The following is a 25443-nucleotide window of genomic DNA, read 5'->3' on the forward strand; positions in this document are numbered from 1 at the left end:
AGGATGTCGAAAAAACAGCGCATTGGCGTACTCTACGGCGGCCCCTCGGAGGAGCGCGAGGTCTCCCTACTCGGTGGTGCAGCGGTACTCAGAGCGCTTCAGGATGCGGGGTTGAACGCCTGCGGCATCGACGTCGAGCCGCAACACCTCGCCGCGCAACTGGGCGATGCGGGCGTCGACATTGCCTTCAACATCTGCCATGGTGCCTTCGGCGAAGACGGACATCTGCAGGCGAATCTCGACAACCTGGGCATCCCCTATACCGGCAGCGGGGTACTCGCCAGCGCCCTGTCGATGGACAAGTGGCGCTGCAAACGTCTCTGGCAAAGCGCTGGCCTCCCCACCACCCGCGGCATTCTGCTGCGCGCCGATGACGCCCTGCCCGACAGCCTGTCCAGCTGGGGCTGGCCGCTTTTCGTCAAGCCCAACCGCGGCGGCTCCAGCATTGGCGTCAGCCGCGCTGGCAACGCCCAGGAGCTGCAAAGTGCCCTCGGCGCGGCCTTCGCCCACGACAGCGAAGTGCTGGTGGAAGCCGCCGTCAGCGGCAAGGAAGTCACCGTCGGTATTGTCGGTGGCGAGGCTCTGCCACCGATCGTCATCGAGGCCAGTGGTCAGTTTTATGATTACCACGCCAAGTACATTGCCAACGACACCCGTTACCTCTTGCCCTCGGGCCTCGGCGATGTGCTAGACCGCCAACTGCAGGATCTTGCCTTGCAGGCCTTCAGCGAAATCGGCGGCTGCGGCTGGGGCCGAGTGGATTTCTTAGTAGATGCGAACGGGGCGCCGACTTTGCTCGAAATCAACAGCGTTCCCGGTATGACCAGCCACAGTCTGGTACCCATGGCGGCACAGGCCATCGGCTGGGATTTTGGCCAGTTATGCAGACGTATCCTCGACGCGGGGGAGGGAGTGAAATCATGGTAAGTGCCATTCGCGATATGCAAGGATACCGGCGGGAACCGGTCACCAAGGCGCCGCCACCGCAAGAGAGTCAAAAGCCAACTACGGCCATCGCTCCCAGCCGGCCCTTTCCCTGGGGCAAGACCCTGCGCATAACCCTCGGGGGTGGGCTGTTGCTCGCTCTTGGCTTCGGCGCCTGGCAGGCCTGGGACTGGGTACGCCAGCCCGCGCTGATGCCCATCGATACGATCCACATCGAAGGACTTTCACCTAAGATACCGGTGTACCGAATCAACCGAGCCATTGCTCCATTCCTAGGACAGGGGTTTCTCTGGGTGAATCTCACGCAAGTGCGCGACGCCCTGCAGCAGGTACCCTGGGTAGCCAATGTCAATGTGCGTCGGGTCTGGCCCGATCGCATCGCTATCGACCTGCAGGCGGTGCAGCCAGTAGCCCGCTGGCTGGGGGGCGCCGGCGAGGTCCTGGGGAAAAACGGCAAAGTCTATTCGGTCCCCGCAAACGAGATCCCGCAACAGCTCCCTGCCCTCTTTGGTCCAGCGGATGCAGGACTACAGATGCTGCAGGAACGGCAAAAGCTGGATCAGGCCCTGGCACCTCTGCATCTGCAGGTGCGCGCCCTGGAGCTCGACCCACGCGGTGGCTGGCGTTGCATCCTCAGTAACGGGGTCCGACTGGTCCTCGGTCGGGAAAAGATCATGGAAGGTGTGCAACGCTGGGTCAGCGTCGCCCCAGAGATTCAACAATATCTGCTGCCCGGTGCCAGCATGGATTTGCGCTACAACAACGGTTTCGCGGTCGCCTTGCCCGAGGCGGCTTCTACGAGTGTCAGTGAGGGGCCGGCAGCCCCAAGGAGTGAAGGAAAATGAAACGCGGCAATCAGGAACTCATCGTTGGTCTGGACATTGGCACCTCCAAGGTCGCCTGTATCGTGGCGCAAGCACGCTCCACGGGCGAGGCAGAAATCATCGGTGTTGGCCAGCATCCCTCCCGTGGCCTGAAAAAGGGCGTGGTCGTCGACATTGAATCTACCGTGCAGGCCATCAATCGCGCGGTACAGGAGGCCGAACTCATGGCCGGAGTGCAAATCCATGGCGCGGTCGTGGGTATCGCTGGCGGACACATCCGCGGTTACAACAGTCACGGCATCGTCGCCATCAAAAACAAGGAAGTCAGCAATGATGATCTCGGTCGGGTGATGGACGCTGCGCGCGCCATCGTCATTCCGCAGGACCAGAATGTGATCCATGTGCTGCCCCAGGAATTCACCATCGACAGTCAGGAAGGGGTACGCGAACCCATTGGCATGTCGGGAGTCCGCCTGGAAGCGCAGGTCCACATCGTCACCGGCTCCATCAGCGCCACGCAGAATATTGCCAAGTGCGTCGAACGCTGCGGCCTGCAGGTGCAGGGCCTGGTACTCGAACAACTTGCTTCCGCCGATGCCGTGCTCACCGCGGATGAAAAGGAGCTGGGCGTCTGCCTGGTCGATATCGGTGGCGGCACCACCGACATCGCCATTTTCCGCGATGGCGCCGTACGCCATACCGCGGTCATTCCCATTGCCGGCGACCAGATCACCAACGACATCGCCCTGGGCTTGCGTACCCCACCCGTCGAGGCCGAACAGATCAAGAAGCTCTATGGCTGTGCCCTGGGCGACCTAATCGAACAGGACGACGACATCCCGGTGCCGAGTGTCGGTGCCCGTCCCCCGCGCACCATTTCCCGTCGCGTGCTCAACGACATCATCGAGCCGCGCGTGCGCGAACTCTTCGAGCTCATTCAGGCCGAACTGCGTCGCACCGGATTTGAAGACCTCGTCGCCGCCGGCGTCGTACTCACCGGTGGCTCGAGCCGCCTGCAGGGCATGGCCGAACTGGCCGAGGAAATCTTGCACCTACCGGTGCGCACCGGCGAGCCCATGCATCTGGCCGGGATGGAAACGGTGGTGCGCGCTCCCTGGCATGCCACCGGCGTCGGTCTGGTCATGTATGGCATGCACAACGGACTGGCCGGCCAGGCCGAGCCGGTGCAACAGCCCGCTGCCGCCACCAGTACGGTGCGCGACGAAGGACATCGCGCCGCGGCCATGGGCGGCGTCTTTGGCAAATTGCGCAACTGGGTACAGACCAGCTTCGGCTGAGTCCCCCATCCCACAGATCCAGCGAGAGGAATCGACAATGTTTGAATTGAACGAAATGCAGCAGGAAGGAGCCGTCATCAAGGTCATCGGGGTAGGCGGCGGTGGCGGCAACGCAATCAATAACATGGCCCTGACCGGGCTGGAAGGCGTGGAATTCATCAGCGCCAATACCGATGCCCAGGCCTTGCGCAACTCCCACGCCCAGCGCACCTTGCAGCTTGGCAGCGAACTGACCCGTGGCTTGGGCGCAGGTGCCAACCCCGAGATCGGGCGCAAGGCGGCGGAGGAATGCCGCGAGGAGATCCGCGGCGTGCTCGAAAATACCGACATGCTCTTCATCACGACGGGCATGGGTGGCGGGACCGGGACCGGTGCAGCGCCCGTGGTCGCTTCCATCGCCCGCGATATGGACATCCTGACCGTCGGCGTGGTCACCAAACCCTTCAACTTTGAAGGCAAAAAGCGCCAGCAATATGCCCTGTCCGGTATCGATGAACTGGCCCAGCATGTCGATTCGCTGGTAATCATCCCCAATGAAAAACTGCTGGCGGTGCTGGGCAAGCAGATCAGCCTGCGCGATGCCTATCTCGCTGCCGACAACGTCTTGATGGGGGCAGTGCAGGGTATTTCCGAGCTGATCACCCGTCCGGGCCTGATGAATCTGGATTTTGCCGACGTGCGCACGGTGATGTCCGGCATGGGACTGGCGATGATGGGTACGGCTGCCGCCCGTGGCGAAAGCCGCGCCCGCGATGCCGCCAACCGCGCTGCCAGCAGCCCGCTGCTGGATGACATCAACCTCTCCGGCGCACGTGGCATTCTCGTCAACATCACCGCCGGCAACGACCTGTCCCTTGGTGAATTCGAGGAAGTCGGTGAGCTGATTCGCAGCTACGCCTCGGACGATGCCAACGTCAAGGTCGGCACCGTGATCGACGAAAACCTGGAAGGGGAAATGCGCGTCACCGTGGTCGCCACCGGTCTGCAGCGCGAGCCAGTGCGGCTGGCGGTAGAAAACAACCGTCTGCGTCCGGAGGTAACCATGCCCGCCAACGCCGTCGATTGGCGCCAGCTGGATCGCCCTGCAGCCCTGCGCCAGCAAGCGACGCGCAGTGCCGCAACTGGCACCGACCAGCGCAGCGCCCCACGCCCGGTGGCAGATTATGCCGACCTCGACATTCCCGCTTTTCTCCGTCGGCAAGCCGACTGAAGCCCGCCGTGCTGACACTCCACCCCGCCATTGGCGGGGTTTTTTCTTTGCTATATGTGCAAGTTGGGGGTATTTCTTTACCGGCACTTTGCCGTAGAATGAGAAATACTTCTGTTTGACAGGCAAGGTTTTCGAGAGAGGTTGGTACCATGCTATACCCAGAATTGTTCAGAGCCCTGGAGGCCGCCCGCTGGAACATGGAGAAGGACATCCCGTGGGATCAGTTCGACGCCAGCAAGATCACCCCAGAGCATCTACAAACCATCAAGATGAACGCCATTACCGAGTGGTCGGCCCTGCCTGCCACAGAGATGTTTCTGCGCGACAATCGCGACGATTCGGATTTTTCGGCCTTCATGTCGATCTGGTTTTATGAAGAGCAGAAGCATGCCCTGGTGCTCATGGAATACCTGCGCCGCTTCGCTCCCGAGTACCTGCCCACCGAGGAAGAGCTGCATGAGGTGCGCTTCGAGTTTGATCCAGCGCCGGCGATGGAGACCCTGATGCTGCATTTCTGCGGTGAGATTCGTCTGACGCATTGGTACAAGGCCGCCGCCGAGTGGCATCAGGAACCAGTCATCAAGTTCATCTATGAAACGCTTTCCAAGGATGAGGCACGGCACGCCGGCATCTACCTCAAGTACATGCGCCGTGCGGTGGAGCGTGTGGGCGACTCTGCCCGCTTGGCCTTTGCCAAGATTGGTGTGCTCATGGCCAATACCAAGACTGCCAAGGCCTTGCATCCCACCAATCTGCACGTCAATAAGGAGATGTATCCGCAGGACAGCGTACAGAGTCACCTCCCCGATCCCGGCTGGCTGGAACGTTGGCTCGACAACCAGATTCACTTCGACACGATCTGGGAGGGCAAGGTGGTCAATGGCATTCTGCGCAATCTGTCGGCGCTCCTCGAGGTACCGATCCGCAGCGCCAAGGATCTAAGCCAGTATCGCAAGCGAATGGCCAGTTCTGTGGGCTAATGTCGCCAAGCCCCGACAAAAGATCGTTTTGACGCAAGCAAACACGTTGATTTTTCTGCGATGCATATCGGGCACGCTTCGTGCTGAGCGCGTCAACGTCAACTGGTGACGAAGAGAACGAGGAGAAAGACGATGAAAAAATGGTTGGGCATGATGCTGACCACGTTGATGCTGGCGGGTTGTGCGAACAATCCGTATGGCAACTCCTATGGGTACAACAGCAGCCCTTTGGGCAACAGTAAAACCACCACCGATACTGCTGCAGGCGCCGCCTTGGGTGCCGTTGCCGGTGCCGTAATCGGCAATCAATCTGGCAGCCCCCTGACGGGAGCGGCAATTGGTGCGGGTTTGGGTGGGCTGGCAGGCTACGCGATCTCCAAAAACCAACAGCAGCAGCCAGCCAACTGCCCACCGGGATACAACTGTATCCCAAATTCCCCACCCCCCTCCTGCCCGCCGGGCTATACCTGCAACCCGCAGTAACGGATGCAGGAATGCGACATATTTGATCTGCCGCCCTGGCGTAGTCTCGACCTGGAGGCCCGGCTGCGCTGGGCCTTGGCCCCAAAAATTCCTGATCTCTACCGGCAGGCCCTGGCCCGGGAGCAGTGGGTGCAAACCCGCTGCTACTTTGCCAGGCGCCAGGATCTCCGGCCCAGCGAAGTGGCACAGTTTGCTGAAGACGGCGACTATGTGATTCGTCTATGCATTGCCAAGCGCCCCGATCTGACCCCCGAGCAGGTTGCGGCCTTCTGTAGCGACAGAGATCCCAACGTGCGCTACGCGATCGCTCGCAATCCTCTTCTCGACGAAACCCAACGACAGATGCTTTTGCAGGATCCGGACGAGGTCGTCCGTCAGGCAGCAGCCAAGGGTGCCCGCCCCAGCCAGACCCGGCAACGCCAGGGCCAAGCGGCACTCTACCGCTAAGCGGTAATCGGCATGGTAAACAGGCTGCTGCGCAATCTGAGTCTGCGTCAGTTACAGATTTTTGCAGCGGTGGTGCGGCTTGGCGGTGTTGGCAAGGCGGCAGAGGAGCTCTTTGTCTCCCAGCCCACCATATCCATCCAGCTAAAAACCCTTGCAGAAACCTTAGGGGAGCCGATTTTCGAAAAGGTGGGACGGGGCCTACGCCCAACCCCAGTCGGCGAGGACCTATACGCCTGCTGCCGCAGCATCTTTCAAAGTCTGGACGACCTTGAAACGGCCATATCCGAACGTCACGGCTTGGCGCGCGGCCATCTGCGTCTTGCCGTCGTCAGTACTGCCAAATATATTGCCCCAGAGTTGCTGGGCGCCTTCGGCGAACGCTATCCCGGAATCGACCTTTTCCTGCAGGTTACCAACCGCGACCGCATCCTCGAGCGCATGCAAACCGCCGAGGACGACGCCTACATCATGGGCGAGCCGCCGCAGGAGGATTTTTCCATCGAATCCATCGCCTTTGCCTTGAACCCGATTGTGGTCATGGCACCGGCCAATCATCCTCTGGTGGATAGGATTTCCATTCCCTTGGCAGATCTGGCAAACGAGCCCTTTCTCTTTCGCGAACCGGGCTCCGGTACTCGTAAGGCCACCATGCGCGTCTTCGAGCAAGAGGATTTTCACCCGCATGTTCGCATGGAACTGGGCAGTAACGAGGCGATCAAGCACGCCATCATCGGTCATCTGGGGATTGCCGCCCTGTCCCTGCACTCGCTATCACTGGAGGGCACGCAAGGGCCCGTTCGCGTTCTCGATGTGCAGGGCTTTCCGATTTTGCGGCAATGGTACCTGGTCTATCCTAAGGAAAGGCCACTCTCCCTGGCGGCGCAGGCATTCCTGCAGTTCGCCCGGCAAAAGGAGGGGGAAATCGGGGAGCGACTGGAACAGATCTGGCCGACTATAAAAAAATCCCTCGCGCCGGGCGTCGAGGGATCAGAAACGTAATCTGGTTTACATGGCGCGTGTCTGCCATCTACCTTCCGGCAAACGCTCGTGCAATGTGCCGTCTTCATCGATCTGAAACAGGGTGATCCAGCGCTTGTCGACCAGATTCGTCAGCACCGCGTGGGCGGCGATGATCTGATCCATGGCCGCTTGCGGCGCCTCGATGAACACCGACAAGCGCAGCGGCTCGTGGCGCAGCTCGTAGCCATCGAGTAGCGACTGAACGGCCAGGCCCACGCGCAGGTCGCCGCCGTTACCCTCCAGAACGCCGACCAGCCCACCGACGACATTGTGCAGCACCTTGTTACCGCTACCCTGGCGCAGGTTATCCACCGTCGAGCCGTAGTACTGCAGATTGATCCAGCTCGCCACCACGAGTGGTGCAGTCATGATTAGGGTCAGGACGGCAAAATCGGGGTCCCTGGCTGCCTCGTAATCGTGCAGAAAGGCGCGCCCCGCCAGATTGGCGCCCGCCGTGCGCCAGCGCGGTGCGGCAATGAAGGCCGCATTGCCCGCCAAGGCCCACTCCGGACGTACCTGCGACCAGTCCTTGCCCCGCCAGGTCAGCAAGCGTTCGGCCTGTTGCGAGTCGCTTACCGCGGGCACGAGCTTCGTGATCCGTTCCAGGCGGGTGAGATCCCCAGCACGCTGCAGTGCCTCGCGTATCTCCTGCAACAACTCCGGTGCTGGTGTCAGCGAAGATGGATACAACTGCGTCTGGTCCAGGGTAGTGTCGTGCATACCGGCCAGGAAAACGGTGTCGGAGGGAATAGCGATCCCTCGCTGCCGCAACCCGCTGCGCACCGCCGCATCGTTGAGCAGGTCGGCGGTCACCCGGGCGCTGACCTCCCCGGTCTGGCCGGCACAGGCGCCACAGTCAAGACCGGCTCGGTGGGCATTGTTGGTGGTCGTGCTGCCATGTCCAAACAACAGCACCAGCGCGGCAAAGCTTTGCGTCAGCCCCAGGCCGCGCAGGATTTTTTCGGCAAGCTCCGTCTTGGCCTCCGGGTTACCGGTGAAGGCCGCATCGGCAAGCACGGGATGCACCTGTCGCATCTCGTCCGCGCTCAACCCCGCCTGATCCGGTGCCTGGGACGGTTGTTGCCAGCCCAGGCTTTCGCTCAACATGCGGAAGCCATAGACCACTCCAGAGGACTCCACGAAGGAAAAGCAGGACGCTGCCGCAGTCTTGAACTGTTTCCATTCCGCCCGCCGACGCAGGCGTCCGAGGCGCCTCTTCTGCAGACTGCCAGGCAACGACTCCTGCGCCGTCATCTTGGCGGGCAGCAGGACCGGGAGATGACCACGGGCATGGCATTCTCCCGCCCGCTGATACTGCAATGGCACCCCAAAAAATCCGGCAAAGCCGATGGTCTGCGCGTCCTCCATAACCGACTCGAGGTGGCGACGGAAGACCTCCGAGCGCACGTCGATACAGAAGGCCGCCTGCAAGCGGGGACGCGTAGCAGACGATACTGGGGAATCCCCCCGACGGCGGTGGAACTGCCGCGCAATCCCCTGGCGAAAGTTCTTTTCCAGGGCACGCAGACACGCCTCGCGCAGCTCCATCTCCCGTTGTAATGGCTTGACCTCGCCATGTTGCCAACGACGTAACTCATTACGCCACTGCTTGCGCTTCTCTGGGCTGGCAAAGGAGTGCAGCATTGCCTCCCAGACCAGGCGGATACTCAAGAGCTCCGGTAGATCACTGCGACTTTTCCCCTGCAACTCCGCCTGCCAAGTCTGGTAGCGGCACCAACTGGCCCAACCACCGATGGACTTCAGCAAGGCGAGGAGGTAGTCGGGGAGCAGTCCATCCGGGATCTGCAGAATCTCCAGAGCCCACTGGCGCGCGGCCGCGGCTTCCCTCGGCACCTGCAGCAGGATCCGGCGGATGTCGCCAATGCCGATGACACTGGCGCTGCGATTGCGTAGTGCATACTGCCGCCAAGCATCGAAGAGCCCCTGTTCGTCCGCCGCGCCGGGACGCGTCCAGGCCGCCTGGCCACGATCATAGTACGCCGCCAGAAACTGTCCGATCTGATCGAGCAGGAAGTCTTCCAAGGCCGGGGCATCCGGTCGGTGCAGGACATTGCTGAGCAGCGCCAGCGGCTGCGTCTGTGGCGCCTCCTCGCGGCGAAGATAACAATGCACCTCACTGCTGCTCAGGGTCTGAGCGAAATCCGCGGCCGCCGCCTGCACGTCCTCGATGCGCATCTTGCCAGCTTCCCACTGCTGGCGAAACCAAGAGCGGTCGAGGAAGAGTTTTTCACCGGAGAGACGGTTCAGATACACTGCCGTCTCGGCAAAATCCTGTTCCATGAAGCCCCAATAGGGGTTGACGGCAACAAAGGAATCCAGAGGCCAAACCGGCGCGATGCGGGCACAGGCCTGCTGTACGGCTTCTTCCCACTGCTTCTGCTGCATGATCTCTTCTTTCATCGTCCACCTCCCGCAGTATTCGAGACCTCATCAGACTCCAGGGTCGCAAATTCCATGCTCGGTCGCTGTTTTTCGACGGCAAACTTCTCTGGCCATAGCCGATAGGCAATCCTCTCGATCCAGAGGTCAACATAAAGGCCGTTGTACAAGGCCACATAGAGACTCTGTTGCCAGGCTACCGGCAGCTGCACCCTTCCCGGTCCCTGAATCCAGGAGAGGAACAGGAAGGTCAGCATCACCCAAGCGGTAAAGACCTGGTAGTGGACGGAATTGCTGACAGAGACAGCGAAATCTGGTCCAAAGAAGCCATGAAAAAGGATATGCAGCACGTAGTAGACCAGCATCATCAGTACCGCCAGCACGGCCGCGCCGGCACGGCTGCCCCAACTGGGAAACAGCGTCCCCTTGATGAAGATCTGCGACATGGCGATACCAATGATGACCACAATCGCGAGGGTCACTGGGTGCCCCAGGGGTTGCAGCGCAAAAGCCAGGGCCAAACCCAAAGACGCCGCCAAACCCAACAGGGTACCGAGAAGCCAGGTCGCAAAGCCGCCCTTCTCTGCCTGCGGCTTCAGCTGCCGTAACTGGTCCACCCCACTGCTGGAACTGAGGAAGGCATGCGCCTTGTACAAGGAGTGTCCCAACAAGTGCAGTAGGGCCAGATAAAAGAGCCCCAAGCCCAACTCCAGCAACATGAAGCCCAGCTGTGCCACCGTCGACCAGGCCAGAGAGGACTTGATCGCAGTTTGCGTAATCATGACCAGCGAGCCAATCGCCAGGGTCAGCAAGCCAATGGCGCCCAAAAAGAGCAGAGCAGACTCTTCGCGCAGGAGCAGCGGGCTCATGCGCATGGCGACAATGGCACCACTATAGACTACACCCGCGTGCATCAAGGCCGAGACCGGGGTTGGCGCTTCCATGACCTGGATCAGCCAGCCGTGGAACGGAAACTGGGCACTTTTCAGGATCACCGCGAAGACCAGGAACCAGGCCGCCAGCTGCAACTGCCAGGGGAAGGCTGGAGACTGGGCAAGGACAGTGATCTTGCTGAACTCCAGCGTTCCCGCGCCGCTCGCCGTCAGGCCACTGGCGAGCAGCAGACAAAGATCGGCGGCACGACTGAACAGGGATTTTTTGTGCGCTGCCATGATCGCCTTGCGCCGGTCGTCGTAGAAATCGAGAAGACGGTGCAGGCTGAAGCCCGTCGCAATGATCGCCAGGGTGAAGAATCCCAGGTTACCGGCAATGGTCACCAGCAGAAAAAAACCGCCGGTGAGGGCAAGGAGACGAAAGAAGCGCGCCTGCGCCCAGTCGCCATCCAGATATTCGACACTGAACCGCGCCAGGATCATCAACACGAAGGACACCAAAGGCGCCAGCAGCATGGTCATGGCGTTGAGCTGCACCGACAGGTCGAGATGCGCCGCAGTGGCCGGCAAGGGCAGCGCGAACAGGACAAAGTCTCCCTGTGCACCCAGGGCGTAGCCCACGACTGCTGCCAGTGCAAGCAAAAATCCGGTAATGGACACAAACTGGATCCGCACCCGGTAGCGCTGCGCCGAGGCCATTCCGGGCAGCGCCTTGGGCAGGGCGGCTAAGATGTACAAAAGCGGTGTGATCAACAGCAGACCGCCCGTGACGGCAGTCAAGAGGTTGGTATTCATGGAGGATCTCCTGCTTGTACCCGATATTGGGTACGAACAGAGCTTATCCAACAAAATACATAGAATATAATTTTTTATTTAAAAATATTTTATTGATTATAATCTATGTAATTTGCGCAGGGCTTTGGCGCTGCGACCCTGGCTCACCCCCGGCTGGCTCTGGCAATGCATGTACTGGTGGCATCCCTCTGGCTGGTCGCCGCATCGAGCGAGTGTTGCAGGAAAACGCTTCGGAGTGAGGGTTCAGCAGCTCCCTCCACGGCACAGCCAGGCATCGCGCACCACTCCGTCACTGCCCAGAACCACATGCAACTCGCCCTGCTGACGCAGGCGTTGCCGCTCAGCGGCACCAAAACCGATTTCTTCCTCGAAATCGACCAGACAGCTCAGCAGATTCTGGTCCTGACCGCCTTCTACCAATCGACACTGGCAGTGGGCACCATCCCGCACGGCCACCCCGCCAATACTGGTAAAGCTGGCCAGCATTTGGTGCGCATCCAGATAATCAAGGATTCTCTCCTGCACCTGCGGCTCATCCCACAGCGCCATAACCATCTCCTTGGGACGAAAGCCCCACTTCGCTTCTCCGCTGCTTTCAGCATAGTGCAGTTGTGGACGATTTTCTTTGCCCGGATCCGTATCCTAGGCTTCGGCGCGACGGATCTGCCAAGTATGTTTTTCTTGACTATACTCTTAGCAAACTCGCAAGGAGAGCCGAATGCCCCTGCATCATGCCGCCGCCGTTGCCGTATTTGCCCTGCTCGCGCTGGGCCTGTTGTTCGGGCTACTGATGCTGGCACGCTACCTGGGCGGCCGCCATCCGAGTAGCAACAAGGACATCCCTTTCGAAAGCGGCTTGGGCGTCAGTACGGCCACGCATCCCGCCACTCCCATTCGTTTTTATCTGCTGGCGGTTTCCTTCCTGGTCTTTGAGCTCGAAGGTGCCTTTCTGTACGCCTGGGCGGTCGCTTTTCATGGTCTGCCACCAGCGGCACTCTGGGGCGGGATCGCCTTTCTCGTCATCCTTGCCCTGGGCTGGCTCTACGAATGGGCGATGGGAGGCCTGCGGTGGACATGAAGCGCGGGCCACTGGCCTTCTTTGCCGGACGACTGGATGAGATCATTGCCTGGAGTCGCGCTGGTTCCCTGTGGCCGCTCAATTTTGGGACCTCGTGCTGCTTCATCGAGATGGTGGCGGCGCTTACCCCGCGGCACGACCTGGCCCGCTTTGGCGCCGAGGTGATCCGCAGTTCGCCACGTCAGGCGGACGTGCTGATCTGCTCCGGTACCGTCTTTGCCAAGATGGCGCCGATGATCGTCGAACTTTATGAACAAATGCTGGAACCCAAGTGGGTAATTTCGATGGGCTCCTGCTCCAATTCCGGGGGTATGTATGACGTCTATAGCGTGGTACAGGGGCTCGATCAGATCCTGCCGGTGGATGTCTACGTGCCGGGCTGCCCGCCGCGCCCCGAGGCGCTGATGGATGGCTTGCTGCTCTTGCAGCGGAAGATTCGCGCCCGCCCGGCCCGGGTTCTGGCGCAGGAGAACTGATGCTGCTCGCCGAGATCCTGCAGCGCCGCTTCGCCGCTCATCCTGCCGGTGACGCGCGCGACGAGCTGCCGGATTTCTGGCTACCGGAAAGTCAGATCCTCCCCGCCTTGGCCTACCTCCGGCAGGAGCATGAGCCCGCCATGCGCCTTCTCTTCGACCTGACCGCGTGGGAAGAGGAGACTGCAAGCGGAAGTCAGCTCTGCCTGATCTACCACTTGCACAGCCTGCAGCCCGGCGACTGGCTGCGTCTGCGTGTGTCCCTGACGGGCGAAGAGGCACCCAGCTGTTGCGCGATCTATCCGGCGGCCAACTGGTATGAGCGGGAGATCTATGACCTCTTTGGCATCGTCTTTACCGGGCATCCCGATCTGCGTCGCATCCTGCTGAGCCCAGACTGGGAGGGACACCCCCTGCGCAAGGCCGAGCCTCTCCGCGCCACCGAGCGCCCGCCCCTGCGCTTTGAGCGCGGCTGCCTGCAGGAGCAGCTCGCCGTCTACAATCCCGAAGACGCCCCCGGCGAAGGAGAAATGCTGCTCAATGTCGGGCCGCACCATCCCGGCACCCACGGCATCCTGCGCTATCGCCTACGTCTGCGCGGCGAGCGCGTCGTGAGCGTCGATCCCGACATCGGCTATCACCATCGCGGCGTCGAAAAAATTGCCGAGGGACACAGCTACCACAATTTCATCCCCTATACCGATCGCGTCGATTACCTGGGGGGCGTACTCGGCGAGTGGCCCTACCTGCGCGCCGTCGAGACCCTGGCGGACATCCGCGTGCCCGAACGCGCCGAAGGGATCCGCACCCTGCTGGCAGAGATTTGCCGCATCGAGTCGCATTTGGTCTGGTTGGGCAGTTATGGCAATGACCTCGGCACCATGGGTCCGGCATTTTATGCCTTTCGCGACCGCTCCCTGCTCCTCGACCTGATCGAAGACTTCACGGGCGGACGCCTGCATCCGCAGTTTTTTCGCATTGGCGGGGTAGCCGAGGATTTGCCGGAGGACTGGCAAGAGAAACTGCGCCCGGTCCTCGACCGCGTCGAAGCTGGCCTGCGCGATACCCAAGCGCTCAGCATCGATAATGACATCTTCCGCGCCCGCACCCGCGGCATTGGCCAGGTGAGTGCCGCCATGGCCGAGCGCTGGGGAGCGACGAGCATCGTCCTGCGCAGCACCGGCAGCGCCTGGGATCTGCGCAAAACCGAACCCTACGGATTCTATCCGCAATTGCAGTTTGCCGTACCCACCGCCAGCGACGGCGACGCCTGGAGCCGCACCGCCCTGCACCTGGAAGAGATTCACGAGAGCATCGGTATCCTGCGCCAGCTGCTGAAGATGATGCCGTCGGGCCCAGTGCTCGCGCGCGATGCTGCCGAGGCGCTAATGCCCAAGGACCGCACCCTGCAAGACATCGAGACCCTGATCCACCACTTCGAGCAGATGGCGGCGGAATTTGGCCCACCCGCCGGGGTGGCCCTGGGGCTGGGGGAGTCGGCGCGTGGGATGCTGGGGTATTTTGTCTGCAGCGATGGTGGCCCACGCCCGCAACGCCTGCGGGTGCGCACGGGCTCCTTTCCGCATGTGCAGATGATCACCGAGCTGGGGCAGGGTCTCGCCATTCCCGACTTCATCGCCAGTATTGGATCCTTGGATTATGTCCTCGCCGACCTCGACCGCTGAAAGCGTACCCACAGCCCTGCTCAGCCGCTTGCAGCAGGTGGTGGAACATGCGGGCAGCCATCCGGAGGCCGCCGTCTGCGATCTGTTGCGCATCCTGCAGGCGGAATACGGCTGGATCGATGACAACCGACTGCAGCTGGTAGCGCGTCTTTGCGGCATCAGCCCGGTGCGGGTAGAGGAACTCTGCACCTTTTATCCCCTGGTGTTGCGCGAGGACCCCGGACGCCATGTGCTGCGCATTTGTGACAGTATCGCCTGCCATCTCGCCGGCGCACCCGGATTGTTGCAGATGGCGGTGGCGCAAAGCGGCGTGCCCCTCGGCCAGAGCAACGGGCGCTACAGCGTCCTGCCCCATGTCTGCCTGGGCCTCTGCGAGCGCGCGCCAGCGGCCTTTGTCGATGGCAAGAACACGGTTGCGCCCCTCAGCGCCGAGGCCCTGCGCCAGCTACTCCAGGGCTGGGAGTGCGAGTCATGAGCATTCAGCCCCTCAGTATGCTCTTTGCGAGTGACGATCCGGCCAATCTCGACGCCTATCGCGGCGTGGGGGGCTACCAGGGGCTCACGCAGGCGCTGCAGATGTCTCCGGCAGATTTGATTGCCCTGGTGGAAAAATCCGGTCTGCGCGGCTGTGGTGGGGCGGGCTTTCCGACCGGTGTGAAATGGCGCCTGCGCGGCCTCGATGCCCCCGAGCCCCGTTATCTGGTCTGTAACCTGGATGAGACCGAGCCCGGCAGTTTCAAGGATCGCGCCCTGCTCTTTGGTGCCCCCCAGCAGATTCTCGAAGGCATGCTGATCGCCGCCCATGCCTTGGGGGTGCAGGAGGCGGTGATTTTCATCCGCGGCGAATATGCGGCCGGTGCCGAGGTCTTCGCCCGCGCCCTGGCCGCTGCCGAGGCGGCGAAATTGCTGGACCTGCCCGCCGGCCGGCTGCAACTGGACATCCATCTCTCCCTCGGACGCTACATCTGCGGGGAGGACTCCGCCATCCTCAACGCCATTGAGGGACGCCGCCCCAACCCCCGCAAGAAACCACCCCACATCTCCCAGAAAGGACTCTGGCAACAACCCACCACCGTCAACAATGCCGAATCCTTTGCCCAGTTGCCTGGGATCCTGCGCAAGGGCGTCGAGACCTATCAGGGCTGGGGGGTCAACGGGGGGGTGGGGACCAAGCTCTACAGCGTCTGTGGACCAGTGCAGAAGCCGGGGGTCTTTGAGCTACCCATGGGTACGACCCTGCGCGAGATTCTCTACGAACATGCGGGCGGGCCGCTGCCAGGACGGGAAATTCGCGGCGTACTGCCCGGGGGCGCCTCGACGCCCTTCGTCCAGCCCCAGGATTTCGACACCCCGATGCACTTCGATGCCATGGCCAAGATCGGCTCGCGCCTGGGCACCGGCGGTTGTATCGTCCTGGATGATCAACACTGCCCCCTCGATTTTCTTATTGCCACCACCCGCTTCTACGCCCGCGAATCCTGTGGCTTTTGCACCCCCTGCCGCGAAGGTCTTCCCTATCTACTATGGTTACTGGAGAGGATCGAAAGAGGAGAAGGTGAAATGCGCGATCTCGAAAAAATCGAAACTCTGGGCAAGGAGATCGCCCCCAACAGCTTCTGTGCCTTGGCTCCAGGTGCCCTGATGCCGCTGCTATCGGGGATGGTGATCTTCCGTGACGAGATCGCGGCGCATGTGCAGGAAGGGCATTGTCCCTACGCGGTGCGCCATGGCTGAGGTCTTTTACCTGGATGGCGAGGCGATCCCCTTCCGCGCGGGGCAAAATGTCCTGGAGGCCGTCCTCGAACATCGGCAGGAAAGCAGCATCCCCTATTTCTGCTTTCATCCGGCCATGGGCAGCCTGGGAGCCTGCCGCCAGTGCGGGGTGATGGTCTATCCCCACGACGGCAAGCACCCGCCGCGCCTTACCATGGCCTGCCTGTTGCCCGCTAGCCGCGATCTGCAACTGGGGCGCGCAGAAGCCAAAGTACAGCACGAACACCAACTGATCAGCGAACTGCTGATGCGCAACCACCCCCATGATTGCCCGGTCTGTGACGAAGGAGGCCAGTGCCATCTGCAGAACATGACGGTGGCGAGTGGCCATGCCTACCGCGAATACGAACCAGAAAAGCGCCGCTACCAGAGCCAGGAGCTGGGTCCCCTGATCCGTCAGGAGATGAATCGCTGCATCACCTGCTATCGCTGCGTGCGTTTCTATCAGGATCTAGCGGGCGGCGAAGACTTTGGCGTTTTCGGCTCACGCGATCGGGTCTTTTTCGGTCGTCTGGAGGATGGCCCACTGGAAAGCCCCCTCGCCGGCAATCTCGCCGAGGTCTGCCCCACCGGGGTGTTTACCGACAAGGTCTACCATCAGGACTACCTGCGCCCCTGGGATCTGGAGGAAAGCGCCGGCATCTGCCCACACTGTAGTATCGGCTGCAATACCCGACCCGGTGCCGCCCGCGGCCACCTGCGGCGCGTCCGCCAGCGCTCCCATGGCGAAATCAATCCGCATTTTCTCTGTGACCGCGGCCGCTATGGCTTTCGCTACGTCGCCGCCGAGGATCGGCCGCGGCAGGCCCAGGCCGGGGGGCGCCGCCAGGATGTCGACAGCGTCCTCGACCGACTTGCGGCACGCCTAGCGGAAGGGCGTAGCGCCTTCCTCGGCTCGCCGCGGGAGGATCTCGACAGCAATCTGGCCCTCTTTGCCCTCGCGCGTGTCCTCGATGCCCCCTTCGCTGCCTTTTTCGAGCCCTGGGAGGAAGCCAAGGCGCGCGAGATCCTGGCCCTACCACACCCGCCGGCACCGGCCAGGATTTCCGCTTATGCAGAGATTCTCGTCATCGGCGCGGTGGAGCGGGTCGCGCCCACCCTGCCCCTGTTTCTGCGCGAGGCGCACGACCGCGGCGCAGCGATCAGCCTCCTGCGCTGCCTGCCCAGTCCACTGACAGCGCTGGCTGGCGAGGATCGTCTGTTACCCCCGGCGGATCTGCTCGATGCTGCCTGGGAATGGCTCGGACAGCGCCATCATCGGCCTTTCCTGCTGCTCATCGACAGCGAGTCGGTGGGGCCCGAACTCCTGCACCTGTTGCGCCGGGAAATCGGCACCTGGCCGGATGGCAGTGGCATCCTGCCGGTCTATCGCCAGGGCAACCTTCCGGGCGCCTCCTTTTACGCCGTCGATGGTCACGCCAGCCGTCTGCGTACTGCCCTTGCCGGGAACGACTATGACCATCTGCTGGCCCTCGGCCAGGACCCGCAGGAAATGGATGGGCTTTGGTGGCGGAGCCACGGCGACATCGATCTCAGCCTCATCGATCACCGCCGCAGCCTGTCCTGGGACGATGTCTGGCTGAGCCTGCCCTGCGCGGCGTTGAGCGAGCGGTCGGGGCTGTACTACAACGGCGAGGGGCGGCTGCAAGCGGCGGCAGTGGCCTACACCCCGGCACGGGAAGAGCGCCACTGGCGCCCGGAGCTGGGGCCGTTCCCACTGGCGGCGGGGGGCGCCCTGCGCGAGGAGCTCCTGCCCAGCCCCGTAGAGCTCTGTCGCGCCCTTGCCGAGCGCCTCGAGCTTTCCGAACGCTGGCAGGAGCGCCTGCGCTTCTACCGTGATTTTCTGCTGCGCTCTGCGCCCCGGCCGGGGGACCCTGGCGTGTTTTTGCCGGAAGAGCTGCGCGCCCGCTTCCGTCTGCACTCGGCGCCCCCACCCCGCGCCACGGACCAAGGCTGGAGCGTCTGCCGCTTCAGCCATTACAGCGAGGAAGAGCTCGCCAACGGCGCGCGGGAACTGCACAGCCTAGCACCCGCCAGTGCTGCCTGGATCGCTCCCGGGCAGCAAGATGCGCGACAGGTGCGACTCCGCGCCGTCGATGGCACGAGCCGGACCCTGCCGCTACGCGAACTACCGGACATGGCGGCAGAGGTCCTCGCCATCCCGCGCGCCGAACTCGTTTTCCTGGGTCTGCGTCCGGGCGACGGCGTCAATCCGGAGTGGCTGGACTGATGCTGCTCTTTGCGCAAATCGTCGCCATGTTCGTCACCCTGCTGGTGCTGCTGGGCATCGCCGGCTTTCTCGTCTTTGCCGAACGGCGTGTGCTGGGCCTGCTGCAAAATCGTCTGGGGCCCAACCGTCTGGGACCTTTGGGGATTGGACAGGCTTTGGCCGACGCTCTGAAACTGCTCTGCAAGGAAGATTTCGTCCCGCCCTTTGCCAGCGGCCTGCTCTATCGCGCAGCCCCAATTCTGGTCGCCTTCAGTGCCTTGGCGGGCTTTGCCGTGCTTCCCATAGCCCCGAGCATTTCTTGGGCGGGCGACTGGGAGATCGGTCTTCTGCTTATCCTAGCCCTGAGCTCCCTGCACGTCTACGGGGTATTTCTTGGAGGATGGTCGTCCAACAACAAGTTTGCCCTCTATGGTGCCATCCGTGCCGTGGCCCAACTGATCAGCTACGAACTGCCCATGGGCCTTGCCCTGCTCGCCCTGGTCCTGCTGGCCGGCAGTCTCGCCTTGCAGGGGCTCGGTGCGGCGGGTCAGCCGGTGCCGCTGATCGTCTATCAGCCACTGGGCTTTCTGATCTTTTTCATTGCCGGCATTGCCGAGACCCAGCGTCTGCCCTTTGATCTCGCCGAAGCCGAGAGTGAGCTCGTCGCCGGTTATCACACCGAATATGGGGGGATGCGCTTCGGCTATTTCTTCCTGGGAGAGTATCTTGGGCTCGTGCTCATCGCCGCCCTGATCAGCCTGTTCTATCTGGGTGCCTGGAGCGGTCCCTGGTTGCCGGGCTGCTTGTGGATGTTGCTCAAGACCGGCTTCATCATTGGCATCTTTTTCTGGCTGCGCGCCAGCCTGCCTCGGCCACGCTACGACCAGTTGCTGCATTGGGGCTGGAACGCCTTGCTGCCACTGTCCATCCTCAATCTGTTGCTGACGGCCATTGCCGCCGCCCTGTGGGGGACGCTATGAGACTGTGGCACGGCCTACTGGCGAGCTTGTGGACGACCCTGCGCCAGCTTCGGCGCCGGGACACCCTGGAATATCCGGAGCAGCAGCCCAAACTGGGAGAGCGCTGGCGCGGACGCCCGATCCTGACCCGCGATCCCGATGGCGAGGAACGCTGTGTGGCCTGCGAACTCTGTTCGGCGGTCTGCCCAACGCACTGCATTGCCCTGGAAGGGGCAGATCGCCCGAATGGTCGCCGCTTTGCGCAGAGTTTTCGCATCAATTTCGCCCGCTGTATCTATTGCGGACTCTGTGAGGAGGCCTGTCCGACGGTAGCGATCCAGCTTTCGCCGGAATTCGCCTTTGCCAAGACCGAACGTGGTGATTTCGTCTACCACAAAGAGGCCCTGCTCATCGACGGCACCGGCAAGCATCCAGAATACCGCTATTACGACCACGCCGGCGTGCGCACCCAAGCCCTCCCCGAGCCGAGAAACTGCGATCCGCGGAGCAACCTGCCATGATCTTCCTCGGCTTTTTCTTGCTCGTCGTGCTTGCCGCCTTGCTGTTGGGGGTGCTCTTGTTGCGCGACGCCATGTACGGGGTGATCGCCGTTGCCGCCGCCCTGGGCATCCTCGCCATCCTTTTTTATCTGCTCGGTGCGCCCTTTTTGGCGGCGATGGAGATCCTGCTCTATCTGGGTGCCATCCTGGTGCTGTTTCTCTTTACCCTCATGCTCATCGGACCCGAGGCCCGGGCCGCCGCCGTCCGGCAAAGTTGGCGTAGCGGCTGGCCCCTTGGCGCCCTGCTGCTACTGGCCTTCGCCCTGGCGCTGGCGGCCCTGCTCTGGCAGCAGCAACCCATCACCGCTGCGGTCCATGCCTTGGGGCCGGTCCTGCTGGGGCGCGCCCTCTTCGGTCCCAACCTGTGGTGGAGCGAAGCGGTAGCGGTGCTGCTCTTTGTGGTCATTGCTGCGGTACTGGTTTTGCATGCCGGGGAGAAAGACCATGATTGAGATCGCCCTGGCTGCCGCCGCCCTGCTCTTCTTTGTGGGTCTGGCCCTGATCCTGCTGCGCCGTAGCCTGGTCTTCTGGCTGCTCGGGGTAGAACTGCTGTTCAACGCCGCCCTGCTGGTAGCCCTGGCGGGGGGTGCCCGCTGGCACGCCATCGGCGGTCAGGTGCTGGCGCTCTTCATCATGGCCTTGAGCGGCGCGGCCCTGGCGCCAAGCCTCGCCCTGCTGCTGCGCATCCGCCGGGAGCTCGGCACCCTCAACGTCGATGGCCTGCGCATGTTGCGCGAACGGGAGAAGCAGGATGACTGACTGGCTCTTTCTCATCCCGGGCTTTCCCCTGCTCGGCGCCCTGATCAACGCCCTTTTTGGCGAACGGCTCGGGCCGCGCCGGTGTGGACGCCTGGCCGCCGCCATGCCCTTACTTTCTTCTCTGGTGGTACTCGCTATCTGGCTCGGCCCGGGCGCCGAGCCCGCCCTGCTCGACCGGCTCTGGACCTGGATGGCGGTGGGCGATTTTCGCGTGGATCTGACCCTGCGGGTGGATGACGTGAGCCTGGTGATGATCTCCATCGCCAGTTTCGTCGGTTTTCTGATTCACCTGTTTTCGCAGCAATATCTGCGCGGCGACTACGGCGAGCGACGCTACTATTTCTATCTCAATCTCTTCGTTGCCGGCATGCTCATCCTGACCATGGCGAACAATCTCTTGCTGCTCTATCTGGGCTGGGAGACCGTGGGTCTGTGTTCCTATGCATTGATTTCGCATTGGTACCGCGAACCGGAGAATGCCTGGGCGGGGCGCAAGGCCTTCGTCGTCACCCGCATTGGCGATACCACACTGCTGTTGGGCATCTTTTTGCTCTTTGCCCAGTACCATACCCTGAGCATCAGTACCCTTCTACCTCTGGTCACGGCGCATCCTGCGCCTGCCCTCTTGCTGGCGGCAAGCATCCTGATCCTGATCGGCGCCTATGCGAAATCGGCGCAGTTCCCGTTCCATATCTGGCTGCCGGATTCCATGGCCGGCCCCAGCACCGTATCCGCGCTGATCCACGCGGCGACCATGGTGACCGCCGGGGTCTACCTTTGTATCCGTCTGCTGGGACTCTTTGCTGCCGTCCCCGGCATGCTCGAGGCTATTGCCGTGCTCGGCGCCTGGACCGCTTTTTTTGCTGCCTCCTGCGGTCTGGCACAAGTCGACGTGAAGCGCGTCCTCGCCTATTCCACCATCAGTCAGCTGGGATATATGTTCATGGGTGTGGGCATCGGTGCCCCCAGCCTCGGGCTCTTTCACCTGCTCGTGCATGGCTGTTTCAAGGCCCTACTGTTCATGGCCTCCGGCGCCATCATCCTGATCTACGCCGACGATCACGACATCCGCCATATGGGCGGGCTCAAATACCGCCAGCCCTTCCTGCGCTGGACCTTTCTCGCCGGGGTCTTTGCGCTCGCCGCCGTGCCTCTGATTTCTGCGGCCTTCTACAGCAAGGACGCGATCATCAACGCGAGCTTCCTGGTAGCGGGCGGTGGCGTTCCTTACGCCCTCGGCTTGAGCGGCGCGGTATTGACGGCGGGTTACGCCTTCCGTCTGTATTTTCTGGTCTTCGAGGGCAAGCCCTCGGAACTGGAAGTGCCTTATCAGATGGGCTGGGGGATGAAGATCCCGCTGGCCCTCCTCGCGGCGGCAAGCATTGGATTGGCTGGTTGCAGTTTCCACCCGGCTGGCCTGGGCCTCACCTCTGGGTGCACTGGCTGGCTCCCGAGCTGGGACTCCCGCCGCGCCCGATCGGGCTGGAGGGAGGCTTGTTGACCCTGGTGGGGGCATTGGCCACCTTCCTCGGTATCGCACTCGGTTACTGGGCAGCACGGCGCGAGCGTGCCGGACGCGGTCTCAGTCGCTGGCGGTTTCTGGCCAGCGGCTGGTGGATCGACGGCACGATCCTGCGCCTTTTCCCTGCCCCTTTCTACGCCCTTGGCAGATTCCTACGTAGTGGCGTCGAGAACCTGGGTGTGCAGGGACTGGCCCAGGGAGGGCTGCGCGACGGCCTGCGCCTGTCGGCCTATGCCCTGGCCCGCGGAGAAAATGGACTGGCAAGCCGGTATGCCGTGAGCATGATTGCCGGGCTCCTGCTCCTCCTGCTGCTGATCTGGAGCTGGCCACTATGATCGTCTCGCTGCTCGTCTTGCTACCTTGGGGCATCGCCCTGTGGCTGAGCCTAGCGCAGCGCTCGGCCGGTGCCCTGACGATTGCGGGCGCGCTGGCGGAGATCCTGCTCTGCATTCCCCTACTGGCGGGCGATCCTTCCGCCGTGGCGGCCATTCATCTTCCCCTCCTCGGCGCCCTGTGGCAGCTGCAGGCCAATCCCCTCGCGGATCTTTTTGCCCTAACGACCGCCCTGCTCTTGCCCGTCGCCCTAGCCGTGCAGTGGCACCACGACGAATATCTGCATCTGGCACGGATTCTGGCGGTGCTGCAGGGCGCCCTGATGGGCACCTATTTTGCCAACAATTTCCTCGGCTTCTACATCTTTTACGAGATCGTCGCCCTGGCGGCGGCCTGGTTGATCCTGCGCAGCGGCAAAAAAGACCGACGCGCCGCCCTGACCTTTCTACTGTATACGGTAACCGCCTCGCTGTTTCTGCTGCTGGCAGTCCTGCCCATTTACCTCAATCGCGGCAACAATACCGGTATCTATGATTTTTCCTGGATCCAGTTGAGTGGGAGTGACCTCTCCGGACAGATCCAACTGCTGCTCTTTCTGGGGATGCTGGCGGGGCTCGGAGTCAAGCTCCCTCTTTTTCCTCTGCACGGCTGGGCACGCGGAGCTTATGTGCAAAGCGCTCCCGCTGCCGCCCTCTTTCTTTCCGGGGCGACGGTGCTGGCAGGCGTCTATGGGCTGGTGCACTGGGCCGTGCCCCTGCTGCCCCGGGGAGCGTTACTCTTCAGTCCCGCCGGCATCATCCTGGCAGCCATCGGCACCCTCTACGGCGCCTTCCTCGCCCTCAGCACCAGCGAGCTGCGCGAGACCGTTGCCTATAGCAGTGTCAGCCACATGAACCTCGTTGCCCTCGGAATCTTCGCCCTACAGGAGCAAGCGTGGAGCGGCGCGCTCTTTCTGAGCATCGCCCATGCCGTCCTCGCCGCCGGACTCTTTACCGTGCTGGCAGTACTCGAGGCGCGTGGCCTTGGCAGCAACTGGGAGGGTCTGGGTGGACTGTTCCGGCGCATGCCACGCTTCGGTGCCTGGACCCTGCTGTTTTTCCTGATGGCCCTGGGCCTGCCCGGGTTGGGGAACTTTCCTGGTGAGTTCCTGACCCTGCTCGGCAGTTTCCGCGTCCTGCCGCTTTGGGCGGGTATCGCCACCCTGGGCATGATCGTCAACCTGGTGGTCTTTCTGCGCGCCTATGAACGCAGCATGCTCGGACAGATCAATCCGCGACTGCCGGCGCAGATTGCCGACCTCGCTCAGCGGGAATGGTGGATTTTTTTGCTCCTGGGCGCGGCAAGCCTCTATCTGGGCCTGGGGAGCCAGACCCTGCTCAGCGATTTTGCTCAGCTCCTGCCGGTACACAGCCCATTGCTGATCGGGGGTGCGCATGGTCATTAGTGCGACGCTGTGGGCGCCGATCGCCGTTGCCATTGCCGCCCTCCTGGCCTTTTTCTTCGACCTGCACCCGCGCCTCGGCCGTCTCGCCCCGTACTGGGGGGTGCTGGGCAGCCTCGGCGCCGCTGCCCTGGTGCTGCATGGTCGCCTCGACTTGGGCCAGGGTTTCTACTGGGACAGTAGCGCCACGATCCTCGGCACCTATCTGGGTTTGGCCAGTGCCATGCTCTTTCTGCTACTGGCCCGTCATCCTTTGCTGCAACGCATGCCTGGGGCCTTTACCGGACTTTGCTTGAGTGTGCTGCTGGGAGCGCTCCTGCTGGTGGGCAGTGATGAACTGATCGGGCTGTTCATCGGCCTGGAGTTGCAGGTCCTGCCGTTCTTTGCGCTCTTTGTCTGGCCCGGCTCTTCGTCCCGCGCCCTTGAGGCCGCGATGAAATATGCCTTGCTGGCAGCCCTCGCCTCGGCCCTCTTTGCCCTGGGTATCGCCCTGATCTACCTGGGGAATGGTGACCTCGCCCTGAATCCACCGCTGGGACCGATCAACGGTACCTTCGCGGCGCGCCTGGGCTTTATCCTGCTGCTCGCCGCCCTCGGCTTTGAGCTGGCGGTCGCACCCTTTCATGCCTGGGTGGCGGACATCTATGTCGGCGCGCCAACTCCGGCGGTGCTGTACCTGGGGGCGGTGGGCAAGGTCGCCATCATGGGAGTGCTGATCAATCTGGCCGGGGTCTCTGGCACCTGGCTCCTGCCCTATCTGGCCCTGGCGGTGCTCAGCATGGTCATCGGCAACCTGCTTGCCTGGCGTACCCCTTCTTTCCGCCGCCTGCTCGGCTACTCGGCGGTTGCGCACGCCGGCTATTTTTTCGCTGCCCTCGCCGCTGGTCCCTTGGGCCTGATCATCGCCACCTTCTACGCCGTGGTCTACGGTCTGATGCATATGGGAATTTTTGGCCCTTTGCTCAGCCTGCCTGAGGGAACTGACGAAATTCCCTGGCGTCACCTGCGCCAGCAGGCACCGCTGGCCGCAGGACTGCTCGCGGTGAGCCTGTTGTCCCTTGCCGGGATGCCACCGACCCTGGGCTTTTTTGTGAAACTTGGCGTCCTGGTAGCCGATATCCACGCCCAGGTCTGGGGTCTTGCCATCGTGCTCATCCTGGGCAGCGCCCTGTCCTTCGCCTACTACCTGCCCAGTCTCTGGCGTCACCCGCACGAGCAACGCAGTCTGGCGCTCTGGCAACCTGCCATCCTGCGCTTGTATGCCGCTGCGGGAATGCTGCTGCTCGGTCTCGGCTGGCTCCTGTTTCCGCTGTTCCTGGGACAATAACCCGGTTGGCAGCGCCGGGCAGATACTGC

25 protein-coding genes are annotated in these 25443 nt (G+C 62.4%); 22 read left to right on the plus strand and 3 right to left on the minus strand.

The genetic code is table 11. The features are described 5' to 3' along the window. The first annotated feature begins 3 nt into the window (after positions 1-3). The 8 genes from AC2VNM_RS01665 to AC2VNM_RS01700 all read left to right on the plus strand — a co-directional run bounded on the left by AC2VNM_RS01665 (position 4) and on the right by AC2VNM_RS01700 (position 7186). Entirely contained in the window at positions 4-927 is a 924-nt protein-coding gene (locus AC2VNM_RS01665; RefSeq protein WP_483164737.1) for a D-alanine--D-alanine ligase, read from the plus strand. After that, entirely contained in the window at positions 921-1790 is an 870-nt protein-coding gene (locus AC2VNM_RS01670; protein WP_483164736.1) for a cell division protein FtsQ/DivIB, read from the plus strand. Before AC2VNM_RS01665 ends, AC2VNM_RS01670 begins: the two co-directional genes overlap by 7 nt. Further along, the gene (gene ftsA, locus AC2VNM_RS01675; RefSeq protein WP_215873055.1) at positions 1787-3067 is read left to right on the plus strand and encodes a cell division protein FtsA; all 1281 of its coding nucleotides are present in this window, start codon (positions 1787-1789) and stop codon (positions 3065-3067) included. Before AC2VNM_RS01670 ends, ftsA begins: the two co-directional genes overlap by 4 nt. 37 nt (positions 3068-3104) lie before the next feature. Next, positions 3105-4277, plus strand: a complete 1173-nt coding sequence (ftsZ, locus tag AC2VNM_RS01680) for a cell division protein FtsZ (protein ID WP_486912755.1) — start codon at positions 3105-3107, stop codon at positions 4275-4277. A 149-nt stretch (positions 4278-4426) separates the two neighbouring features. Then, positions 4427-5257, plus strand: coding sequence for a ferritin family protein (locus tag AC2VNM_RS01685; RefSeq protein ID WP_483164734.1), 831 nt, complete (start codon positions 4427-4429; stop codon positions 5255-5257). Between the two features lie 132 nt (positions 5258-5389). Next, positions 5390-5740, plus strand: coding sequence for a glycine zipper domain-containing protein (locus AC2VNM_RS01690; protein WP_483164733.1), 351 nt, complete (start codon positions 5390-5392; stop codon positions 5738-5740). Between the two features lie 3 nt (positions 5741-5743). After that, the gene (locus AC2VNM_RS01695) at positions 5744-6187 is read left to right on the plus strand and encodes a hypothetical protein (RefSeq protein ID WP_483164732.1); all 444 of its coding nucleotides are present in this window, start codon (positions 5744-5746) and stop codon (positions 6185-6187) included. 12 nt (positions 6188-6199) lie between these two features. Continuing rightward, complete coding sequence (locus tag AC2VNM_RS01700; RefSeq protein ID WP_486912756.1) at positions 6200-7186, plus strand: LysR family transcriptional regulator; 987 nt, start codon at positions 6200-6202, stop codon at positions 7184-7186. Positions 7187-7192: 6 nt separating this feature from the next. Here AC2VNM_RS01700 and AC2VNM_RS01705 read toward each other — a convergent pair whose 3' ends face one another. From AC2VNM_RS01705 to AC2VNM_RS01715, 3 genes are all read right to left on the minus strand, one after another. Next, a complete protein-coding gene (locus AC2VNM_RS01705) occupies positions 7193-9628 on the minus strand; it encodes a YbcC family protein (protein ID WP_486912757.1) in 2436 nt (811 codons plus the stop codon). Beyond that, on the minus strand, positions 9625-11295 hold the full coding sequence (locus AC2VNM_RS01710) for a proton-conducting transporter transmembrane domain-containing protein (protein WP_483164729.1): 1671 nt from the start codon (positions 11293-11295) through the stop codon (positions 9625-9627). Before AC2VNM_RS01710 ends, AC2VNM_RS01705 begins: the two co-directional genes overlap by 4 nt. Positions 11296-11538: 243 nt before the next feature. Then, entirely contained in the window at positions 11539-11844 is a 306-nt protein-coding gene (locus AC2VNM_RS01715) for a hypothetical protein (protein ID WP_483164728.1), read from the minus strand. A 169-nt stretch (positions 11845-12013) separates the two neighbouring features. Between AC2VNM_RS01715 and AC2VNM_RS01720 the strand changes: the two genes are divergently transcribed. Genes AC2VNM_RS01720 through AC2VNM_RS01785 form a run of 14 tightly spaced genes read left to right on the plus strand, consistent with a single transcriptional unit; the run spans position 12014 to position 25414 of the window. Further along, entirely contained in the window at positions 12014-12373 is a 360-nt protein-coding gene (locus tag AC2VNM_RS01720; RefSeq protein WP_483164727.1) for an NADH-quinone oxidoreductase subunit A, read from the plus strand. Further along, positions 12370-12849 (plus strand): NADH-quinone oxidoreductase subunit B, encoded by a 480-nt coding sequence (locus tag AC2VNM_RS01725; protein WP_483164934.1) that lies wholly within the window; start codon positions 12370-12372, stop codon positions 12847-12849. The genes AC2VNM_RS01720 and AC2VNM_RS01725 overlap by 4 nt, the downstream gene beginning before the upstream one ends. Beyond that, positions 12849-14531, plus strand: coding sequence for an NADH-quinone oxidoreductase subunit D (locus AC2VNM_RS01730; RefSeq protein WP_486912758.1), 1683 nt, complete (start codon positions 12849-12851; stop codon positions 14529-14531). Before AC2VNM_RS01725 ends, AC2VNM_RS01730 begins: the two co-directional genes overlap by 1 nt. Further along, the gene (locus AC2VNM_RS01735) at positions 14506-15006 is read left to right on the plus strand and encodes an NADH-quinone oxidoreductase subunit NuoE family protein (protein WP_486912759.1); all 501 of its coding nucleotides are present in this window, start codon (positions 14506-14508) and stop codon (positions 15004-15006) included. Before AC2VNM_RS01730 ends, AC2VNM_RS01735 begins: the two co-directional genes overlap by 26 nt. Beyond that, a complete protein-coding gene (locus tag AC2VNM_RS01740; protein WP_486912760.1) occupies positions 15003-16265 on the plus strand; it encodes a complex I 51 kDa subunit family protein in 1263 nt (420 codons plus the stop codon). The genes AC2VNM_RS01735 and AC2VNM_RS01740 overlap by 4 nt, the downstream gene beginning before the upstream one ends. Beyond that, positions 16258-18534: a 2Fe-2S iron-sulfur cluster-binding protein gene (locus AC2VNM_RS01745; protein WP_483164723.1), complete on the plus strand. Its 2277-nt coding sequence runs from the start codon at positions 16258-16260 to the stop codon at positions 18532-18534. The genes AC2VNM_RS01740 and AC2VNM_RS01745 overlap by 8 nt, the downstream gene beginning before the upstream one ends. Further along, positions 18534-19493 (plus strand): NADH-quinone oxidoreductase subunit NuoH, encoded by a 960-nt coding sequence (nuoH, locus tag AC2VNM_RS01750; RefSeq protein WP_486912761.1) that lies wholly within the window; start codon positions 18534-18536, stop codon positions 19491-19493. The genes AC2VNM_RS01745 and nuoH overlap by 1 nt, the downstream gene beginning before the upstream one ends. Then, complete coding sequence (gene nuoI / locus AC2VNM_RS01755; protein ID WP_483164721.1) at positions 19490-19993, plus strand: NADH-quinone oxidoreductase subunit NuoI; 504 nt, start codon at positions 19490-19492, stop codon at positions 19991-19993. The genes nuoH and nuoI overlap by 4 nt, the downstream gene beginning before the upstream one ends. After that, a complete protein-coding gene (locus tag AC2VNM_RS01760; RefSeq protein WP_486912762.1) occupies positions 19990-20484 on the plus strand; it encodes an NADH-quinone oxidoreductase subunit J family protein in 495 nt (164 codons plus the stop codon). Before nuoI ends, AC2VNM_RS01760 begins: the two co-directional genes overlap by 4 nt. Then, a complete protein-coding gene (locus AC2VNM_RS01765) occupies positions 20477-20791 on the plus strand; it encodes an NADH-quinone oxidoreductase subunit NuoK (protein ID WP_483164719.1) in 315 nt (104 codons plus the stop codon). Before AC2VNM_RS01760 ends, AC2VNM_RS01765 begins: the two co-directional genes overlap by 8 nt. Further along, positions 20784-22292, plus strand: coding sequence for an NADH-quinone oxidoreductase subunit L (locus tag AC2VNM_RS01770; protein WP_486912763.1), 1509 nt, complete (start codon positions 20784-20786; stop codon positions 22290-22292). Before AC2VNM_RS01765 ends, AC2VNM_RS01770 begins: the two co-directional genes overlap by 8 nt. Next, the gene (locus AC2VNM_RS01775; protein WP_486912764.1) at positions 22286-22648 is read left to right on the plus strand and encodes a hypothetical protein; all 363 of its coding nucleotides are present in this window, start codon (positions 22286-22288) and stop codon (positions 22646-22648) included. The genes AC2VNM_RS01770 and AC2VNM_RS01775 overlap by 7 nt, the downstream gene beginning before the upstream one ends. Then, on the plus strand, positions 22645-24090 hold the full coding sequence (locus AC2VNM_RS01780) for a complex I subunit 4 family protein (protein WP_483164717.1): 1446 nt from the start codon (positions 22645-22647) through the stop codon (positions 24088-24090). The genes AC2VNM_RS01775 and AC2VNM_RS01780 overlap by 4 nt, the downstream gene beginning before the upstream one ends. Continuing rightward, positions 24080-25414, plus strand: coding sequence for an NADH-quinone oxidoreductase subunit N (locus tag AC2VNM_RS01785; protein ID WP_483164716.1), 1335 nt, complete (start codon positions 24080-24082; stop codon positions 25412-25414). Before AC2VNM_RS01780 ends, AC2VNM_RS01785 begins: the two co-directional genes overlap by 11 nt. Positions 25415-25443: the final 29 nt, after the last annotated feature.

It is taken from the genome of Acidithiobacillus sp. TH-A67 (assembly GCF_057473545.1).

Bases quoted from the DNA above. Each gene is read 5' to 3' on its own strand.
- AC2VNM_RS01665 (WP_483164737.1), top strand. From the start codon at position 4: ATGTCGAAAAAACAGCGCATTGGCGTACTCTACGGCGGCCCCTCGGAG.
- AC2VNM_RS01670 (WP_483164736.1), top strand. From the start codon at position 921: ATGGTAAGTGCCATTCGCGATATGCAAGGATACCGGCGGGAACCGGTC.
- ftsA (WP_215873055.1), top strand. From the start codon at position 1,787: ATGAAACGCGGCAATCAGGAACTCATCGTTGGTCTGGACATTGGCACC.
- ftsZ (WP_486912755.1), top strand. From the start codon at position 3,105: ATGTTTGAATTGAACGAAATGCAGCAGGAAGGAGCCGTCATCAAGGTC.
- AC2VNM_RS01685 (WP_483164734.1), top strand. From the start codon at position 4,427: ATGCTATACCCAGAATTGTTCAGAGCCCTGGAGGCCGCCCGCTGGAAC.
- AC2VNM_RS01690 (WP_483164733.1), top strand. From the start codon at position 5,390: ATGAAAAAATGGTTGGGCATGATGCTGACCACGTTGATGCTGGCGGGT.
- AC2VNM_RS01695 (WP_483164732.1), top strand. From the start codon at position 5,744: ATGCAGGAATGCGACATATTTGATCTGCCGCCCTGGCGTAGTCTCGAC.
- AC2VNM_RS01700 (WP_486912756.1), top strand. From the start codon at position 6,200: ATGGTAAACAGGCTGCTGCGCAATCTGAGTCTGCGTCAGTTACAGATT.
- AC2VNM_RS01705 (WP_486912757.1), bottom strand. From the start codon at position 9,628: ATGAAAGAAGAGATCATGCAGCAGAAGCAGTGGGAAGAAGCCGTACAG.
- AC2VNM_RS01710 (WP_483164729.1), bottom strand. From the start codon at position 11,295: ATGAATACCAACCTCTTGACTGCCGTCACGGGCGGTCTGCTGTTGATC.
- AC2VNM_RS01715 (WP_483164728.1), bottom strand. From the start codon at position 11,844: ATGGCGCTGTGGGATGAGCCGCAGGTGCAGGAGAGAATCCTTGATTAT.
- AC2VNM_RS01720 (WP_483164727.1), top strand. From the start codon at position 12,014: ATGCCCCTGCATCATGCCGCCGCCGTTGCCGTATTTGCCCTGCTCGCG.
- AC2VNM_RS01725 (WP_483164934.1), top strand. From the start codon at position 12,370: ATGAAGCGCGGGCCACTGGCCTTCTTTGCCGGACGACTGGATGAGATC.
- AC2VNM_RS01730 (WP_486912758.1), top strand. From the start codon at position 12,849: ATGCTGCTCGCCGAGATCCTGCAGCGCCGCTTCGCCGCTCATCCTGCC.
- AC2VNM_RS01735 (WP_486912759.1), top strand. From the start codon at position 14,506: ATGTCCTCGCCGACCTCGACCGCTGAAAGCGTACCCACAGCCCTGCTC.
- AC2VNM_RS01740 (WP_486912760.1), top strand. From the start codon at position 15,003: ATGAGCATTCAGCCCCTCAGTATGCTCTTTGCGAGTGACGATCCGGCC.
- AC2VNM_RS01745 (WP_483164723.1), top strand. From the start codon at position 16,258: ATGGCTGAGGTCTTTTACCTGGATGGCGAGGCGATCCCCTTCCGCGCG.
- nuoH (WP_486912761.1), top strand. From the start codon at position 18,534: ATGCTGCTCTTTGCGCAAATCGTCGCCATGTTCGTCACCCTGCTGGTG.
- nuoI (WP_483164721.1), top strand. From the start codon at position 19,490: ATGAGACTGTGGCACGGCCTACTGGCGAGCTTGTGGACGACCCTGCGC.
- AC2VNM_RS01760 (WP_486912762.1), top strand. From the start codon at position 19,990: ATGATCTTCCTCGGCTTTTTCTTGCTCGTCGTGCTTGCCGCCTTGCTG.
- AC2VNM_RS01765 (WP_483164719.1), top strand. From the start codon at position 20,477: ATGATTGAGATCGCCCTGGCTGCCGCCGCCCTGCTCTTCTTTGTGGGT.
- AC2VNM_RS01770 (WP_486912763.1), top strand. From the start codon at position 20,784: ATGACTGACTGGCTCTTTCTCATCCCGGGCTTTCCCCTGCTCGGCGCC.
- AC2VNM_RS01780 (WP_483164717.1), top strand. From the start codon at position 22,645: ATGATCGTCTCGCTGCTCGTCTTGCTACCTTGGGGCATCGCCCTGTGG.
- AC2VNM_RS01785 (WP_483164716.1), top strand. From the start codon at position 24,080: ATGGTCATTAGTGCGACGCTGTGGGCGCCGATCGCCGTTGCCATTGCC.